Source organism: Pseudomonas sp. TE3786, assembly GCF_054057335.1.
In genome coordinates, this window is record NZ_JBSRZF010000016.1 from 26,975 (window position 1) to 41,926 (window position 14,952).

Annotated in this window: 15 protein-coding genes; 6 read left to right on the forward strand and 9 right to left on the reverse strand. The window is 63.3% G+C overall.

The genetic code is table 11. From position 1 onward, the window contains the following. Positions 1 to 68 precede the first annotated feature (68 nt). From ACVW0Y_RS17225 to ACVW0Y_RS17260, 8 genes are all read right to left on the reverse strand, one after another. The gene (locus tag ACVW0Y_RS17225) at positions 69 to 1,028 is read right to left on the reverse strand and encodes a quinone oxidoreductase family protein (protein ID WP_457439819.1); all 960 of its coding nucleotides are present in this window, start codon (positions 1,026 to 1,028) and stop codon (positions 69 to 71) included. A 43-nt stretch (positions 1,029 to 1,071) separates the two neighbouring features. Then, a complete protein-coding gene (locus tag ACVW0Y_RS17230; RefSeq protein ID WP_457439821.1) occupies positions 1,072 to 1,245 on the reverse strand; it encodes a DUF1427 family protein in 174 nt (57 codons plus the stop codon). Positions 1,246 to 1,352: 107 nt separating this feature from the next. After that, positions 1,353 to 2,123 carry an AraC family transcriptional regulator gene (locus ACVW0Y_RS17235; protein ID WP_457439822.1) on the reverse strand — a complete coding sequence of 257 codons (771 nt, stop codon included), beginning with the start codon at positions 2,121 to 2,123 and terminating at the stop codon, positions 1,353 to 1,355. A gap of 3 nt (positions 2,124 to 2,126) precedes the next feature. Then, positions 2,127 to 2,738, reverse strand: coding sequence for a LysE family translocator (locus ACVW0Y_RS17240; RefSeq protein WP_457439823.1), 612 nt, complete (start codon positions 2,736 to 2,738; stop codon positions 2,127 to 2,129). A gap of 68 nt (positions 2,739 to 2,806) precedes the next feature. Continuing rightward, positions 2,807 to 3,703 carry a nucleotidyl transferase AbiEii/AbiGii toxin family protein gene (locus ACVW0Y_RS17245; protein WP_457439825.1) on the reverse strand — a complete coding sequence of 299 codons (897 nt, stop codon included), beginning with the start codon at positions 3,701 to 3,703 and terminating at the stop codon, positions 2,807 to 2,809. After that, positions 3,690 to 4,274: a type IV toxin-antitoxin system AbiEi family antitoxin gene (gene abiEi / locus ACVW0Y_RS17250; RefSeq protein ID WP_457439827.1), complete on the reverse strand. Its 585-nt coding sequence runs from the start codon at positions 4,272 to 4,274 to the stop codon at positions 3,690 to 3,692. The genes ACVW0Y_RS17245 and abiEi overlap by 14 nt, the downstream gene beginning before the upstream one ends. A 130-nt stretch (positions 4,275 to 4,404) precedes the next feature. After that, the gene (locus ACVW0Y_RS17255) at positions 4,405 to 6,039 is read right to left on the reverse strand and encodes an FMN-binding glutamate synthase family protein (RefSeq protein ID WP_457439829.1); all 1,635 of its coding nucleotides are present in this window, start codon (positions 6,037 to 6,039) and stop codon (positions 4,405 to 4,407) included. Positions 6,040 to 6,195: 156 nt separating this feature from the next. Then, positions 6,196 to 7,146, reverse strand: coding sequence for a LysR family transcriptional regulator (locus ACVW0Y_RS17260; protein ID WP_457439830.1), 951 nt, complete (start codon positions 7,144 to 7,146; stop codon positions 6,196 to 6,198). A gap of 229 nt (positions 7,147 to 7,375) precedes the next feature. Between ACVW0Y_RS17260 and ACVW0Y_RS17265 the strand changes: the two genes are divergently transcribed. The 5 genes from ACVW0Y_RS17265 to ACVW0Y_RS17285 all read left to right on the forward strand — a co-directional run bounded on the left by ACVW0Y_RS17265 (position 7,376) and on the right by ACVW0Y_RS17285 (position 12,703). Then, a complete protein-coding gene (locus ACVW0Y_RS17265) occupies positions 7,376 to 8,809 on the forward strand; it encodes an efflux transporter outer membrane subunit (RefSeq protein ID WP_457439832.1) in 1,434 nt (477 codons plus the stop codon). Next, complete coding sequence (locus ACVW0Y_RS17270) at positions 8,806 to 10,962, forward strand: FUSC family protein (protein ID WP_457439834.1); 2,157 nt, start codon at positions 8,806 to 8,808, stop codon at positions 10,960 to 10,962. The genes ACVW0Y_RS17265 and ACVW0Y_RS17270 overlap by 4 nt, the downstream gene beginning before the upstream one ends. Continuing rightward, complete coding sequence (locus tag ACVW0Y_RS17275) at positions 10,952 to 11,152, forward strand: DUF1656 domain-containing protein (RefSeq protein ID WP_457439836.1); 201 nt, start codon at positions 10,952 to 10,954, stop codon at positions 11,150 to 11,152. The genes ACVW0Y_RS17270 and ACVW0Y_RS17275 overlap by 11 nt, the downstream gene beginning before the upstream one ends. Before the next feature lie 14 nt (positions 11,153 to 11,166). Next, positions 11,167 to 12,063: an efflux RND transporter periplasmic adaptor subunit gene (locus tag ACVW0Y_RS17280; RefSeq protein WP_457439838.1), complete on the forward strand. Its 897-nt coding sequence runs from the start codon at positions 11,167 to 11,169 to the stop codon at positions 12,061 to 12,063. A gap of 373 nt (positions 12,064 to 12,436) precedes the next feature. Beyond that, positions 12,437 to 12,703, forward strand: coding sequence for a DUF2790 domain-containing protein (locus ACVW0Y_RS17285; protein ID WP_457439840.1), 267 nt, complete (start codon positions 12,437 to 12,439; stop codon positions 12,701 to 12,703). A gap of 91 nt (positions 12,704 to 12,794) precedes the next feature. Here ACVW0Y_RS17285 and metR read toward each other — a convergent pair whose 3' ends face one another. After that, the gene (gene metR / locus ACVW0Y_RS17290; RefSeq protein WP_457439842.1) at positions 12,795 to 13,718 is read right to left on the reverse strand and encodes a transcriptional regulator MetR; all 924 of its coding nucleotides are present in this window, start codon (positions 13,716 to 13,718) and stop codon (positions 12,795 to 12,797) included. A gap of 232 nt (positions 13,719 to 13,950) precedes the next feature. On the opposite strand from metR, the gene ACVW0Y_RS17295 reads away from it, so the two are divergent. Further along, positions 13,951 to 14,940 (forward strand): alpha/beta fold hydrolase, encoded by a 990-nt coding sequence (locus ACVW0Y_RS17295; RefSeq protein ID WP_457439844.1) that lies wholly within the window; start codon positions 13,951 to 13,953, stop codon positions 14,938 to 14,940. Positions 14,941 to 14,952 lie beyond the last annotated feature (12 nt).

Genomic DNA, 14,952 nt, shown 5'->3' on the forward strand with positions numbered 1-14,952 from the left:
CTGCAAGGCGGCCGGAACGGGCGAGGGCGGTCAATCTTAACCACAAGCCCGCGCCCCTGTCCCTGCGATCAGGGCAGCAGAATGAATTTATCGCCGCTGCCGTTGTTCACCGCTTGGTAGCTGGCCACGCCTTCGCTCAGCGGCACTTCGCGCAGATCGCTGGGCAGTGGCAGCAGGCTCTGATCAAACAGGCTGCCGAAACCATCGAGCATCGCTGCACATTCCTTAGGGCTGTAGAGCAGCGAGTTGACCCCCACCAGCACCCCGCCACGGCGGTACAGGGCCAGGGCTGGCAGTTGCACATTGCCGTCCACCGGCGCGGCGATGATGGCGATACGGCCGAAGGTGGCCAGGGCCGGAACGGCGGCTGGCAGCCAGGAGCCTGTGGTGTCGAAGATCACTTCGGCACCGCCTTTGAAGTGTTCTTCCACCTGAGCAGGCAGGGCCGCCGGGTCACCCAACAAAATGCCGGGGATTCCTCGCTGGCTCAGCTCGGCCAGGGATTCCGGGCGTCGCACGGCGGCCAGTACCTGGGCACCACGGGCTTTGGCCAGGTTGACGGCGGCATCGCCCACCGCGCCATTGGCACCGATCACCAGCAAGGTGGTGCCGGCTTGCACCTGGCTGCGCTGCAGCGCATCCCAGGCGGTGGTGAAGGGCACGCCGCAGCTGGCGGCCTGGGCAAAACTCAGGGCTTGTGGTTTCAGCGCGACGTCGTCGGCGGCCAGGGCGATATGGCTGGCATGGCTGCCATCGCGGGTAAAGCCCAGGCCCTTGCCGGTGCCCCACACCGCTTGGCCGAGCAGATGGCTCGGGCCCTGTACCACCACCCCGGCAAAGTCGCGGCCGGGGATGCGCGGCACGGTGGTGTAGGGGAAGCGCCCGAGGACGTTTTTCACATCGCTGGGGTTGAGGCCGGCGGCGCGGATTTCCACCAGTACTTCACCGTCGCCGGCCGTAGGGGTGGGTACTTCCACAGGGTGGAGAGAGTTCAGATCGCCCTTGAGGGTGAATTGCAGTGCGTGCATGGCGTGCTCCGAGTCAGGAAGGCAATGGGACTAGTAAAGGCGATCAGGACAACCAGTGGCTGAGTAGCTGGCGACCGAACGGCAGTAATTGTTCGCCGGCCAGCATGCCCAGCAGACCGACCAGGGCGATTGCCGGTGGAGCCGGAGAACGCACGTCCAACAGGTTGTAAATAACGCCAACCAGCAAGCCGGCGGCCAGGGAAATCAGGTAGTTCATGCTGAGGCTCCGTTGCTTGAGGTGAGTGGCGGAATGGGCTCAGTCTAGCGACGGGAAAACGGTGCTCAGGTCAAAGGCTTCTGTTTATCTGCCAACCTGTGGGCGGCCTAGCGGCTGGCCAGGTAGTCCGAGGGGGCCACCCCGAGCTCACGGCGGAACATGTCGCTAAAGCTGCTGGGCCGATAGCCGAGGTCGGCAGCGATCCGGCTGACCGGCGTGCCTTCGATCAGCGCGGCCACTGCGGTAGCCAGCTGCACCTGCCGCCGCCATTGGGCAAAGCCCATGCCCAGGCTGTCCTGAAACAGACGCGCCAGGGTGCGTACGCTGGCACCCGCGGCAGCGGCATGTTGCTCGAAGGAAAACGCCTGGGAGGGCGCAGCGATTACCGCCTGACAGAGGCTCAGCAGGCGGCGGTCGCTGGCATCCGGCAAGGGCACACGCAGATGGGAATGCTGGGCGCGCTGCAGTTCCAGCACGGCCAGGGCGCTGAGGCTGTGGTAGTAGTCGCTGTCTTCGGCACCTTGCTGATCCACCAGACCGAGGATCAGCTCGCGCAGCAACGGCCGCACTTCCAGTACCTGAGTGACCCCGGGCAGGCTGTGGGGTTGGTCGGGGCGCAGGTAGATATTGCGCATCTCCAGCTCCGACACCACGCGCACCGCATGGGGCACCCGGGCCGGCAGCCACACCGCACGCAAGGGCGGCACCAGCACGGCCTCGTGCGGGGTTTCCACCCACATGATGCCGCTCATGGCATACAGCAGCTGGCCCCAGTCATGGGCGTGGGGCTCGATAAACAGGCCACGCGGATAGCTGCGCGCCACCGTCCGCAAGGCGGCGCCGGGGCTGTGCAGGTCGGGCGGCGCGGCACGGGCCATGGCTTAGCGCAGGGTCGGCAACGCCGCCCCCATCAACGCGAACAAGCTGCCGCAGCCACGGTTGAAGCCTTTGCCGCTGCGCTCCAGCCACGGGCGGATGCGGTGCGCCAGGCGGGCCAACAGGTATTCGACAAAGCCTTCGAACAGCACAAAGGTCAGCACCAGAATCACAAACTGCAGCCACAGCGCGCGGCCGGGGTCGAGAAATTGCGGCAGAAACGCGCCGAAGAACAGAATCACCTTGGGATTGGAGATGGCTGACAGCAGCCCCTGGCGAAACAGCGCCTGCCCGGATTTGCCGGGCGCCGTTGCATCGAGATCGAGCTTGATCGGTGGCGCGCGCCAGAGCTGAATTCCCAGCCACACCAGATAGGCACCGCCAACCCACTTCAGCACGGTCAGCGCATGGGCCGAGGTTTGCAGCAAGGCACCGATGCCGAACATCGACAAGGCCATCAACAAGGTGAACCCGAGCATGCCGCCGCTGATGGTGAACAGGGTTTTGCGTTGCCCATACAAGGCACCGTGGCTAAGCGCCAACAGGCTGTTGGGGCCGGGCGTCAGCGACAGGCCAATAACCGCAATCAGATAAACCAGCCAGGTGTGCAAGGCCATGGTGAACGTCCGCAGAGAGGCAGTGAAGGGCGAGGATAGCAGGGGCGACGGGAAAAAAGCTTGAGGCGCTACATGGGAAATTCGGGCTCGCTGCGGGGCTTGTCCAGGGTCTTCGCCACGCTCTGGTGCAGCTCCTGCAGATGCCGAGTCAGCAGGCTCCAGAACGCCGGCTCATTGACCGTGCTGGCCACCAGTCGAGTGGGCAGAAAGCGGCTCATTTCATGGCGAAAGTCGGCGGCTATGCTCGGGTCGCTGCTCAGCAACCCGGCACGTTGGGCAAAGACCACGAGAAAATCCGCCGGCGCACAGCGATGGTCCGCCAGCTTGCGTTGCAGCAGCTCCCACGGCGGCGTCAGCCCTTGCTGGCGCAGCCAGAGCAGGTCCCACAGGTCGCGGTTCTTGATGCGGTTCGGGCGCAGGGCGAAGGCCAGCACCTTGTCGAGGTAGATTTCTTCGCGGCTCTGGGCCTGCAGAATCAAGCCGCCGGTACCCATGTCCACCCCATAAGGGTTGAGCAGCAAGGCGGGTTGGGGCCGGTAACTGGGAATCGCGCAGACATCGATATTGATGCGCTGCGCCGGCAGGTTCGGGCTTTGCGGGCGGGTCTGGATTATCAGCTTCCAGGTGTCGACATTGCCACGCTCTCGGCTTGGCTCGCTGACCACCACGCTCAGGCCGTATTTGCCCATCAGGGTGTAGACCAGCACCTGCGCCAGCTCTGCCAACTGCTCGCGGCTGAAGTCGGTGCCGCCGGTGAAGTGGAGGTCTTCGCTCAGGCGGTTGGAGCCGTAACAGGCGCGCAGGCAGGTGCCGCCAATAAAGGTCAGGCGGGCCAGCAGCCCGGCGCTGCTCAGAGCCAGCATGATGTCGTGGTGCAGCAACTCCTTCTCCACCACCATGCGCAGCGGTGCCAGCTCCTCACTGTTGCTTAATGCCTCATCGACCAGCCGATCAAACAGGCTCATCCGCACTGCTCCCATCCATCCGCTCGGGGGCGACCAGATCCATGCTGCGGCGTGTGGCGCGCATATCCCGCAGCGCCTGCTGGGTGGTCGCACGCCACAGCCGGCAGCGCGCATCGTAATTCAGCTGTTCGGCCAGCTCGTTCGGCTGCTGCCGGGTGTGGACAAACTCGATGGTGCCCCAGCGCCCGCAATCGATCTGGCTGCTGCGTCCGGAGGACATCAGGGTCAGCCAATTCATCGGAACTTGGGAAATTACCCCGGCGTCACTCAGCGCAGTCTCAAGGCTGAGGTAGTTGAAATAATTGGCCCGCAAGCGCGCCGCCGCATGGGCCAGCAACAGGCCGTTGCGCGGCGCGGCAGGCTCGAACACATACAGACCGCGACACACGCGGGTCAGCAGGCCGCCGCTATCGGCCCGGCTGAGCAGGGTTTTATAGGCTCCCTCGGACAGCTCGGGCAGCAAGCCACGCAGATCATCCGGGGTGAACAGATAGCGCTCAGGGCCCGCCAGCTGATACAGGCTGTGCAGCAGCAGACGTATGGGCTGGATGGGTTCGGGCGAGAGCAGCATGGTCAGGGATCGCTCAACGGAAAGTTACACAAAGTGTAAGTTAGTGTTGAGTGATAGGGATTACAAGGCAGATGACTCAACGGAAGGTTTCACTTTGTGTAACTTTCCGTTGAGTGGTGCGCGAGAGGCGTTATGCGCGTTGCATGGCATCCGGTTCCGCCGGGGCCGCTTCAAAGCTGTCGGCGCGGGCCATTTTCCACATGCGCTCATAGAACTCGCCGCCGATCTTGCCGCTCAGCAATTCGCCGGGTTTGAGAAACACATGCTCCTGGGAAAACAGCTTGATCTCGGTGCTGGAGATGCGCCGGACCAGGTGCCGGGCATCCAGTTGCGCCGGGTGACTCAACCCAGCGGCGGCGAGCATTTCGGCCAGCGCCTTGAGGGTGTTGCGGTGGAAGCTGTACACCCGCTGGGCTTTGTCTTCTACTACCAGGGCGCGCTGGCGCAGCGGGTCCTGGGTGGCGACGCCGGTGGGGCATTTATTGGTATGGCAGCTCTGGCTCTGGATACAGCCGATGGCGAACATAAAGCCGCGTGCCGAGTTGGCCCAGTCGGCACCGATGGCCAGCACGCTGGCGATATCGAAGGCACTGACGATCTTGCCGCTGGCACCGAGCTTGATCTTGTCGCGCAGGTTAAGCCCCACCAGGGTGTTGTGCACAAATAGCAAACCTTCGCGCATCGGTACGCCGATATGGTCGGTGAACTCCACCGGGGCGGCACCGGTGCCGCCTTCCTTGCCGTCGACGACGATAAAGTCCGGCAGGATGCCGGTCTCCAGCATGGCCTTGGCGATGCCCATAAATTCCCACGGATGGCCCAGGCAGAATTTGAAACCCACCGGCTTGCCGCCCGACAGCTCGCGCAGCTGGGCAACGAATTGCAGCAGTTCGATTGGCGTGGAAAAAGCGCTATGGCGTGATGGTGAAATGCAGTCTTCGCCCATGGGCACACCACGGGTTTGGGAAATTTCTTTGGTCACCTTGTGCTTGGGCAGGATGCCGCCGTGGCCCGGCTTGGCACCCTGGCTGAGCTTGATTTCAATCATCCGCACCTGCGGGCTCTGCGCCTGTTTGGCAAAGCGCTCGGGGTCGAACAGGCCGGTGCTGGTGCGGCAGCCGAAATAGCCGCTGCCCAGTTCCCAGGTCAGGTCGCCGCCGTGTTCGCGGTGGTACTCGCTGATGCTGCCCTCGCCGGTGTCGTGAATAAAGTTGCCGAGCTTGGCACCCTTGTTCAGCGCGCGGATGGCGTTGGCACTCAGCGAGCCAAAGCTCATTGCCGAGATATTGAACAGCGAGGCGGAGTAAGGCTGCGTGCACGCCGGCCCACCGATCACCACCCGGAAGCTGTCGGGATCGGTCAGGGTGGCCGGGCGCATCGAGTGGCCGATAAATTCGAAGCCGTTCTGGTACACATCGATCAGGGTGCCGAAGGGTTTGTCGGCACCTTCATTCTTGGCCCGGGCATACACCAGCGAGCGTTGCGCTCGGGAGAACGGCAGCTTGTCGTCGTCGGCCTCCAGCAGGTACTGGCGGATCTCCGGGCGGATGCCCTCGACCAGATAACGGATATTGCCCAGGATCGGATAATTGCGCCGCACCGCATGGCGGGTCTGCAGTAAATCGCCGATGCCCACCAGAGTCAGCAGGCCGGAGAGCAAGGTGAATGGCCAGAGCCACTCATGGTGATAGAAGGGCAGGCTGGCGAGCGTGAATACAAGGCAGGCAACAAAAAACGCGTAGCGGCTCAGCAGCGAAAGGCTCATGCGGGTTCCCTTGGGGCGTGGACGGCAGGGCTCAGAGTAGACAGGCTAGCCGGGTGAGTCGAGCTTGAGAGCATTGCGGCTGAAGCCGCTCCTACGGAACTGTGAACGTTGTGCGATCGCGTAGGAGCCAGCTTCAGCCGCGATACGTTCCGGCCCTTACAACGCCTTCAGCATCCCACTCAATTCCTGCAGGCTGTCTTCGTCGGCGCTCAGGCGTTCGGGCAGGGTGTCGCGCAAAAACTCCACCCAGGTGCGGATCTTGGCATCCAGGTATTGCCGCGACGGGTACAGGGCAAACACCTTGAGCTGGTACAGGCGGTACTGCGGCAGCACCCGCACCAGACTGCCGTCGCGCAGGCCGGCGATGGCCGAGTACACCGGCAGGGCGCCGATACCGATGCCGGCTTTCACCGCTTCGGTCATGGCGTCGGCAGTGTTGACCTGAAACACCGAACGGTTGATGGCCACCATCTCGTCGCCATCGGGGCCTTCGAAGTGCCATTTATCCAGGCTCATGGCGGCGTTCACCAGGCGCAGGCAGCGATGCTGATGCAGCTCACCCGGGCGATGGGCAAAGCCGTTTTCGGCGATATAGGCCGGCGAGGCGCAAAGCACGCTGAAGGTATTGCCGATGCATTTGGACACCAACCCCGAATCGGGCAATTCGCGGGCGATCACCACTGACACGTCGTAGCCTTCGTCGAGAATATCGGTGGTGCGATTGGCCAGGGTCAGGTCGAAGCTGACATCCGGGTATTTGCGGTTATAGGCGGCGATGGCCTTGATCAGGTAGTGCTGGCCGATGCCGGTCATCGAATGCACTTTCAGGTTGCCGGCGGGGTGGGCATGGGCGTCGCTGGCCTCGGCTTCCGCTTCTTCGATATAGCCGAGAATCTGCTGGCAGCGCAGCAGATAGCGCTGCCCGGCTTCGGTCAGGGCGATGCGCCGGGTGGTGCGTTGCAGCAGGCGGGTACGCAGGTGGGTTTCCAGGGTGGCCACCGAACGGGAGACGTAGGAGGTGGTGAGGTCCATACGTTGCGCGGCGGCGGTAAAACTGCCGGTTTCGACCACGCACACAAAGGTGCGCATATTGAACAGGATGTCCACCCGGTAATTCCTCTGAGGCGCCGGCTGCCGGGGCTGACAAGGTTCAGGCGGCAGCTTCTGGCGAGTGCGCAGTCTGGCAGGAAACCTGCCAAAGATTGTCGCAGTTTAGTACACAATGATTCGCCAAAAGCCTCGCTTATCCATCCTCGAAGCGCCGCCTAGAATCGCCACCCAGCCGGCCAGCAAGAGCCGGAAAACCTCGTTAGCCGCCTCGTCAGGATAATTCGCAGTGCCCCGCACCCATGGGCAATGGCTTCGCCTTGCCAGCTTGTGTCTGTGTTCCGTGTTCTTGAGCGCCTGCCTCGACAGCAGTGGTATTCGCCCTATCAGCCAGGCACCTGCGCCGCTTGAACCCGCGTCGGTGGCTATCACGTGGCCAAGCGAGCAGTGGTGGCAGGCCTACCACGACCCGCAACTGAATGCCTGGATGAGCCAGGCCCTGGCTGCCAACCCCAGCTTGAAGATGGCTGCCGCTCGCGTGCGCCAGGCCCGGGCCATGGCCGGTCTGGCCGAAGCTGACGAAGCGCCGCAGGTGGATTACCGCGCGCAACTGCAACGCAAGCGCTGGCCCGACGACGGCTTTTACGGCCCTGGCAGCCTTGGCCGCAGCACCAGTTGGAACAACACCCAGGGTCTGAACCTGAGTTACAACCTTGATCTCTGGGGTCGCGAGCGCAGCGAGCGGTTGCGCGCGCTGAACCTGGCCCAGGTGGCCGCCACCGATGAACGTGCCGCGGCTCTGGAGCTGCAAGGCAATCTGCTGCGCGCCTATGTCGGTCTGGCCTTGCACTTTGCCGAACGGGATATCGCCCAAGCCGCGGTGGCGCAGCAACAGCAATTGGTTGCTCTGGCGCAACGGCGATTGCAGGCCGGGTTGGGCACGCAGCTGGAACTCAGCCAAGCGCAGACACCGTTGCCGGAAACCCAGCGGCAACTCGACCTTGCCGACGAAGCCATCGCCTTGAGTCGTCATCAATTGGCCGCATTGGCCGGTCAGCCGCCCAGCGCTGGCGAGCAGTTGCAACGTCCGCAGCTGCAACTGAATCAGGTACCGGCGTTACCCCATAGCCTGCCGCTGGCCTTGCTCGGTCGTCGCCCGGATATCGTTGCACGGCGTTGGCAAGTGGCGGCTGAGGCTCAGGGAATTGCGGCGACCAAGGCCGAGTTCTATCCGGATATCGATCTGCTCGGCAGCCTCGGTTCGGCGGCGGTGCAGGGCGCTGGGGTGGATTTTCTGCGCTACGACAAACTCACCTATGGCCTGGGCCCGGCCCTGACCTTGCCGATCTTCGATGGCGGGCGTTTACGGGCGCAATTGGGTGAACGTACGGCGAGTTATGACCTGGCCGTCGAGCACTACAACCAGACGCTGATCGCGGCGCTGCACAGCGTGGCGGATGTGCTGACTCGCCTGCATTCCCTGGCTGAACAGCAGAACTTGGTGGCCCATTCCCTAAGCCTGGCGCAAACCAATCGACAGCTGGCCGAGGTGGCACACCAACGCGGCCTTACCGATTTTCGCGCGGTATTGCAGGCGCAGACCGAGGTGTTCCAGCAGCAGCGTTTGCAGCAGCAAGTGCTGGCGGCGCAGCTCAGTAACCAGGCGCAGTTGTGGGTCGCCCTCGGTGGCGGAGTGTTAGGCCAAAACGAGGTCACGCCATGAGCACGCTAACCCTGCAACCCCTGCGCGCCACCCTGGCCGATTGGGGGCGTAGCGAAGGCCTGACCTGGGTGTTTATCGGCAAGGCCCTGGTCACTGCTTTTCTCGCCCTGTGGCTGGCTTATCGCCTGCAACTGCCGCAGCCGAGCACGGTGCTGGTGACGGTATTTATCATCATGCAGCCGCAAAGCGGTCAGGTGCTGGCCAAGAGTTTCTACCGGTTGATCGGCACCTTTGTCGGCCTGGCGATGATGGTCACACTGATCGCCCTGTTCGCTCAGGAACGGGTGCTGTTTTTGCTCAGCCTGGCGCTGTGGATTGGTCTGTGCACCGCCGGGGCCACCCGTTACCGCGACTTTCGTGGCTACGCCTGTGTGCTGGCCGGTTACACCGCCGCGATGATCGGCCTGCCCGCCACCTTGCATCCGGAAGGGGCGTTTATGGCGGCATTGTGGCGAGTGCTGGAAATCTGCCTGGGGATTATCTGCACCGGGGTGGTCAACGGCTTGCTGCTGCCACAAACCAGCAGCAGTTCGCTGCGCAGCACCTTGGCCTTGCGCTTTCGCGACTTTGCCGGGTTCGCCTGGGAAGGTCTGGCCGGTGAGTTGCCGCCGGCCCGTTTCGAACAGCTGAATGCGCGTTTTGCCGGCGAAGCGGTGGGCCTGGAAAACCTGCGCAATGCCAGCGCCTTCGAAGACCCCCATATCCGCCTGCGCAGCGGTCGTCTGGCGCGCCTGAACAATGAGTTCATGCTGCTCTCCACCCGTTTCCACGCCCTCTATCAACTGCTGCGGCGCTTGCAGGCGGCCGGTGAACAGGGCGTGGTCGATGCCTTGCAGCCTTGCCTGGCGGAGGTTGCCGCGGTACTTGCGCCGCTGCGCACGCGGCTGTGCACGGACAGTGAGGCGGTACAGCTGGCCGAGCGTCTGCACGCCTGCAAGCTGGAGCTGATGGAGCAGATTCGCCGCGCCCGCCTGCAATTGCATATGCAGCAACCGGTGGAAGCACAACTGCTGGATTTCAACACCGCCGCCGAGCTGCTCTATCGCTTTGCCGATGACCTGCACAGCTATGCCCTGACCCACGCCTCGCTGCTGGATCACCACCATATCCGCGAAGATTTCAAAGAAGCCTTCACCCCGCGCGCCAATGGCGTGGCGGCGATTGTTGCCGGTATGCGCGGCTCCTTGCTGATGCTCGCGCTGAGTGCTTGCTGGCTGGCCACCGCCTGGCCCAGTGGCACCACCCTGGTGATGACAGCGGGGATGATCACCGGGCTGGTGTCGGCCGGTGCCAACCCCAAACGCCTGGCCGGGCAGTTGTTGGTCGGTGCCTGCGCTGGGGCGGTGCTGGGGTTCGCCTTGCTGTTTTTCGTGCTGCCCCATCTGGATGGTTTTGCCTTGCTCTGCTGCGCGCTGACCCCGGTGTTCGCCCTTGGGGCCTTGCTGTTGTCGCGCCCGCACTGGGCCGGGTTCGGCATGGGCTTGCTGGTGTGGTTCTGCATGTTGTCGCTGCCGGCCAATCTGACCCTCTATAACCCCTACGGCTTTATCAACGAATACCTGGCGGCCTTGCTGTCGATGGCCATGGCCACCCTGGCCACGGCGCTGATCCTGCCGCCCAACCGCCCCTGGTTATGGCGGCGGCTGGAGCGCGATCTGCGTATGCGCGTGGTGTTTGCGGTGAGTGGCAAACTCAAGGGCCTGGTGGCCGGGTTTGAAAGTGGCACTCGGGATCTGCTCAACCAGGCCCATGGCTTTTCCGCCGGGCGTCCGGACGTACAGCGTCAGCTGCTGCGCTGGATGTTTCTGGTGCAGGAGATCGGTCACGCGGTGATCGAGCTGCGCCAGGAACAGGCGGGTCTGCCGAGCCAACCCTGCTACGCCGAACAGATGCCCTGGCGCCAGGCCATTCGGCTGATGGGGCGGGCCTTGATCCGCCTGTTCGTGCGCCCTCAGGAAAGTCATCGGCAACGCGCCTTGCAGGCCGTCGAGCAAGCCATCGCCGCCGTGCGCGCCACCCCGGAACCACGGGCACCACAGTTCGATACCTCGCCCCTGCGCCGGGTGCTCAGCTACCTGCACTTTATCCGCAGTGCCTTGCTCGACCCCGAGTCGCCCCTGGCCCCCGACGCAGGAGGCCAGCATGCCCCGTGAAGTGCAGGTGCTGGGGGTGTATATGCCGAGCCTGACCCTGCTGTTTCTGCTCTGCGTGCTGCTCGGTTGGGGCCTGGATCGGCTGCTGGCCTGGCTCGGTTGCTATCGCCATGCCTGGCACCCGACCTTGCTGCGCGTCAGCCTGTTTATCTGCCTGTATGGCGCCCTGGCGCTGTGTATCTACCGTTGAGTCGAGAGCCTTCCATGTCCGCGAAAAAGATCATCAGCGTGCTGGTCAGCCTGTTGGTGTTTGCCCTGGCGCTAGTGGTGCTGCGCACCCTCTGGAGCCACTACATGGACGCGCCCTGGACCCGTGACGGGCGGGTGCGCGCCGATGTCATCAATATTGCCGCCGACGTTGGCGGCCTGGTGGCCGAGGTGGCGGTGACGGATAACCAGGCGGTGAAAAAAGGCGACCTGCTGCTGCGCATCGACGCCGAGCATTTTCAGCTGGCGGTGCAGCAGGCCGAAGCGGCGGTGGCGGCGCGCAAGGCGGCGCTGCATCGGCGCAAAGACAACGCCGAGCGCCGTGCGGATCTGGATGAGCAGGTGGTGTCGCGGGAAAGTCGCGACGACGCCAGCCACCTGGCTGACGCTGCGCTGGCCGACTATCAACGCGCCCAGGCCCAGCTGGCGGCAGCGCGGCTCGACTTGCAGCGCAGCGAAGTGCACGCGCCGGCGGATGGCTATATCACCAACCTCAACGTCTACCGCGGTGACTTCGCCCAGCGCGGCCAGGCCACCATGGCCCTGGTGGACAGCCATTCCTTCTATATCAACGGCTACTTCGAAGAGACCCGCCTGCCGCTGATCAAGGTCGGCGACCCGGCCGAGATGCGCATGATGAGCGGTGCCCGCTTGCAGGGCCATGTCGACAGCATTTCCCGCGGCATCTACGACCGCGACAACCCGCAGAGCCACGAGCTGACCGCAGATGTGAACCCGACCTTCAACTGGGTGCGCCTGGCCCAGCGGGTGCCGGTGCGGATCCGCATCGACAGCGTGCCGGACGGTTTGCTGCTGGCGGCGGGGATGACCTGCACGGTGGTGATCAATCCGGATGCCAACGATGCCAATGAGTTGCTGCTTGGCATCGAATGATTCCACCCCTCTGTAGGAGCAGCTTCAGCCGCGATGCTGTTGGTTTTCCCGATTGCCACGGCCGGCCAGATCGCGGCTGAAGCCGCTCCTCCGGTCCTGGCTATGGCGTGGATTATTGCGATTCCAGTCAACAGTCCTTGGTCATCTTCGCGCTTAAAGCCCACCCCGCCAAAACCTAAAATAAACCCGCCTCCCACGCAGAGGCCAATGCTCGGAAAGGCATTGTTCAGCGCCGCTTTCCAAAAGATTGCGGCGGGTTCCATCAAGCACCAAGCAACACACTCGGCTGGCAAATTTTCCACGAAAAAAGGCGCCAGCCGACTACTCCCCAAAGCACTGGCAAGCGCAGTGCAAGCAAACAGGTAAACACCCCATGAAAGCTCTAGTTTTACTGGCGTTGGCGGGCTACGCCTGCGTGTCTCTGGGCGGCGAATTGCCGAGCCTCAGCGATGGCCAGGAACAACCAGCCATCGAGCAATACGCCTATGGCATGGAATTGGATGTGGCGCGGGTCATCTCCATTTCCACTGACAACCACGAGTGCGCTGTCGGGCCGGCGTGGATGACCTTCGAAGACCACCAGGGCCAGCGCCATACCGTTGAGTATCGGCAGATGGGCGATGGCTGCTCGAACGGTTGAGGATTGCGGGAATCGCGGCTGAAGCCGCTCCTGCGGACCGTGCTATCGGTAGGAACGGCCGGTCGGCGTTGCGCTGCAGCCGCGATGCTGTTTATTTTTCCTTTGCCGCGCTTACACCTTCCAGGGTGGAGAACGAGGTGTCTTTGGCGGTCAGCAGGAAGTCGCGCATAAAGGGCGCATCGAGCATGTCGGTGCGGATGCCGGCATACAGGGTGGCGAACAGGCCCTTTTCCCCCAGGCGCTTGGCCGTGACGTAACCGCGCGAGCTGTATTCATGCAGTGCCCAGTTGGGCAAGCCGCAGACGCCACGACCGCTGGCCACCAGCTGCATCATCATCACCGTCAGTTCCGAGGTACGCACCTGCGCCGGTTCGATATCGGCCGGCTCGAGAAAGCGGGTGAAGATATCCAGGCGGTCGCGTTCCACCGGGTAGGTGATCAGGGTTTCCTTGGCCAGATCGCCTGGCACGATATAGGGCTTGTTGGCCAGGCCATGCTGGTTGGCCACCGCGAGCATGGCTTCGTAGGTGAACAGCGGCACATAGGTGATGCCGGAGAGCTCGATGGGGTCGGAAGTCACCACCAGATCCAGGTCGCCGCGGGCCAGCGCCGGCAGTGGGGCGAAGGAAAAGCCCGAAGCCAGGTCCAACTCCACTTCCGGCCAGGCATCGCGGAACTGGTCGATGGTCGGCATCAGCCACTGGAAGCAGCTATGGCACTCGATGGCCATATGCAAACGTCCGGCGGTGCCACCCACCAGTCGCGCCATATCGCGTTCGGCAGCGCGCAATTGCGGCAGCAGCGAGTCGGCCAGTTGCAGCAAGCGCAGGCCCGCGCTGGTGAAGCGCACCGGCTTGGTCTTGCGCACGAACAGCGGCATGCCCAGACGCTCTTCCAATTCCTTGAACTGGTGGGAGAGGGCGGATTGGGTCAGGTGCAGGCGTAGGGCGGCATCCACCAGGCTGTCGGTTTCGCGCAGCGCGTGCAGGGTTTTCAGATGGCGCAATTCCAACATGGCGAGGGTCTCGGAAGTCAACGTGAGGCAAATTAACGTGAATATATTTACGCTTCAACTGATTATTGTTGAATAAGGCTCATCTTCGTTCGTTGGGTTTGTAGAATTAACCTACAAAGCTTTGCGACCGTTCGGCGCTATTCATCAAACTGTCACCGTTGTGTGGCAGCGCGCTCGTACAGATGTCAGCAGAATCCGGCCTTACTGGGGTTTTGTGTGTTGGTATTTTCTTATGCGTGTTTTTTTATTCTGGGCCGCCTTGTGGTGCGCCTTGCCGTCTTTTGCGGCTCCACGTTGCGATGTAAATGTTCCGACTCAACGGGCTGATCTGGGCGAAGTGAACCTCGCATACCAGAGCATTGGCCGTGAGTCCGATCCGGCCTTGCTGCTGGTTATGGGCCTGGGCGGGCAGCTGATTCACTGGCCGGATGAGGTGGTAGTTGCCCTCTGCCAGCAAGGCTTCCGGGTGATTCGCTACGACAACCGCGATGTCGGGCTGTCCACTTGGTCGCACGCCCCGGAGCAAGCCAACCTCACCTACGAAGTGCTGCGCTACAAGCTCGGTTTTTCCGTGGCCGCGCCCTATCACCTTACCGATATGGCGCAGGACGCCCTGGGCCTGATGGACAGCCTGCAGGTGACGCGCTTTCACGTCCTGGGCGCGAGCATGGGCGGGATGATCGCTCAGCATATGGCCGACATGGCCCCCGAGCGCGTTGCCAGCCTGACCCTGATCATGACCAGCTCCGGTGCCCAGGGCCTGCCGGAACCCAAGCCGGCCTTGCTGGCGTTGCTGGCCCGCCGTGAAGCGCCAAACCGTGAAGTGGCAATCGAACAGCAGGCCGACCTGCTGGCCGCGTTGGGCAGCCCCACCGTGCATGACGACCGCAAACTGCTCAAGGAGCAGGCCGCCGTCGCCTACGACCGCGCCTTCAACCCCCAGGGCGTGCAGCGGCAGATTCTCGCCATTCTTGCCGAACCCAGCCGCGTGGCCTTGCTCGACCGCCTGCGGGTGCCGACCCTGGTGGTGCATGGCACCGCTGACCCGCTGCTGCCGGTGATGCATGGCGTGCATGTGGCCGCCCATATCAAGGGCGCGCAGCTGAAGCTGATTCCTGGCTTGGCCCATCGTTTCCAGGAGGCGTTCAAGGCACCGTTGCTGGCGGCGGTGTTGCCGTACCTGGCGGAGCATCGGCAGCCGGTGGGGTTGGCGCAGCTTTGAGCCAACATTGAT

Coding starts and splice junctions, on each gene's coding strand:
- ACVW0Y_RS17225 (WP_457439819.1), bottom strand. CDS start 1,028: ATGCACGCACTGCAATTCACCCTCAAGGGCGATCTGAACTCTCTCCAC.
- ACVW0Y_RS17230 (WP_457439821.1), bottom strand. CDS start 1,245: ATGAACTACCTGATTTCCCTGGCCGCCGGCTTGCTGGTTGGCGTTATT.
- ACVW0Y_RS17235 (WP_457439822.1), bottom strand. CDS start 2,123: ATGGCCCGTGCCGCGCCGCCCGACCTGCACAGCCCCGGCGCCGCCTTG.
- ACVW0Y_RS17240 (WP_457439823.1), bottom strand. CDS start 2,738: ATGGCCTTGCACACCTGGCTGGTTTATCTGATTGCGGTTATTGGCCTG.
- ACVW0Y_RS17245 (WP_457439825.1), bottom strand. CDS start 3,703: ATGAGCCTGTTTGATCGGCTGGTCGATGAGGCATTAAGCAACAGTGAG.
- abiEi (WP_457439827.1), bottom strand. CDS start 4,274: ATGCTGCTCTCGCCCGAACCCATCCAGCCCATACGTCTGCTGCTGCAC.
- ACVW0Y_RS17255 (WP_457439829.1), bottom strand. CDS start 6,039: ATGAGCCTTTCGCTGCTGAGCCGCTACGCGTTTTTTGTTGCCTGCCTT.
- ACVW0Y_RS17270 (WP_457439834.1), top strand. CDS start 8,806: ATGAGCACGCTAACCCTGCAACCCCTGCGCGCCACCCTGGCCGATTGG.
- ACVW0Y_RS17275 (WP_457439836.1), top strand. CDS start 10,952: ATGCCCCGTGAAGTGCAGGTGCTGGGGGTGTATATGCCGAGCCTGACC.
- ACVW0Y_RS17280 (WP_457439838.1), top strand. CDS start 11,167: ATGTCCGCGAAAAAGATCATCAGCGTGCTGGTCAGCCTGTTGGTGTTT.
- ACVW0Y_RS17285 (WP_457439840.1), top strand. CDS start 12,437: ATGAAAGCTCTAGTTTTACTGGCGTTGGCGGGCTACGCCTGCGTGTCT.
- metR (WP_457439842.1), bottom strand. CDS start 13,718: ATGTTGGAATTGCGCCATCTGAAAACCCTGCACGCGCTGCGCGAAACC.
- ACVW0Y_RS17295 (WP_457439844.1), top strand. CDS start 13,951: ATGCGTGTTTTTTTATTCTGGGCCGCCTTGTGGTGCGCCTTGCCGTCT.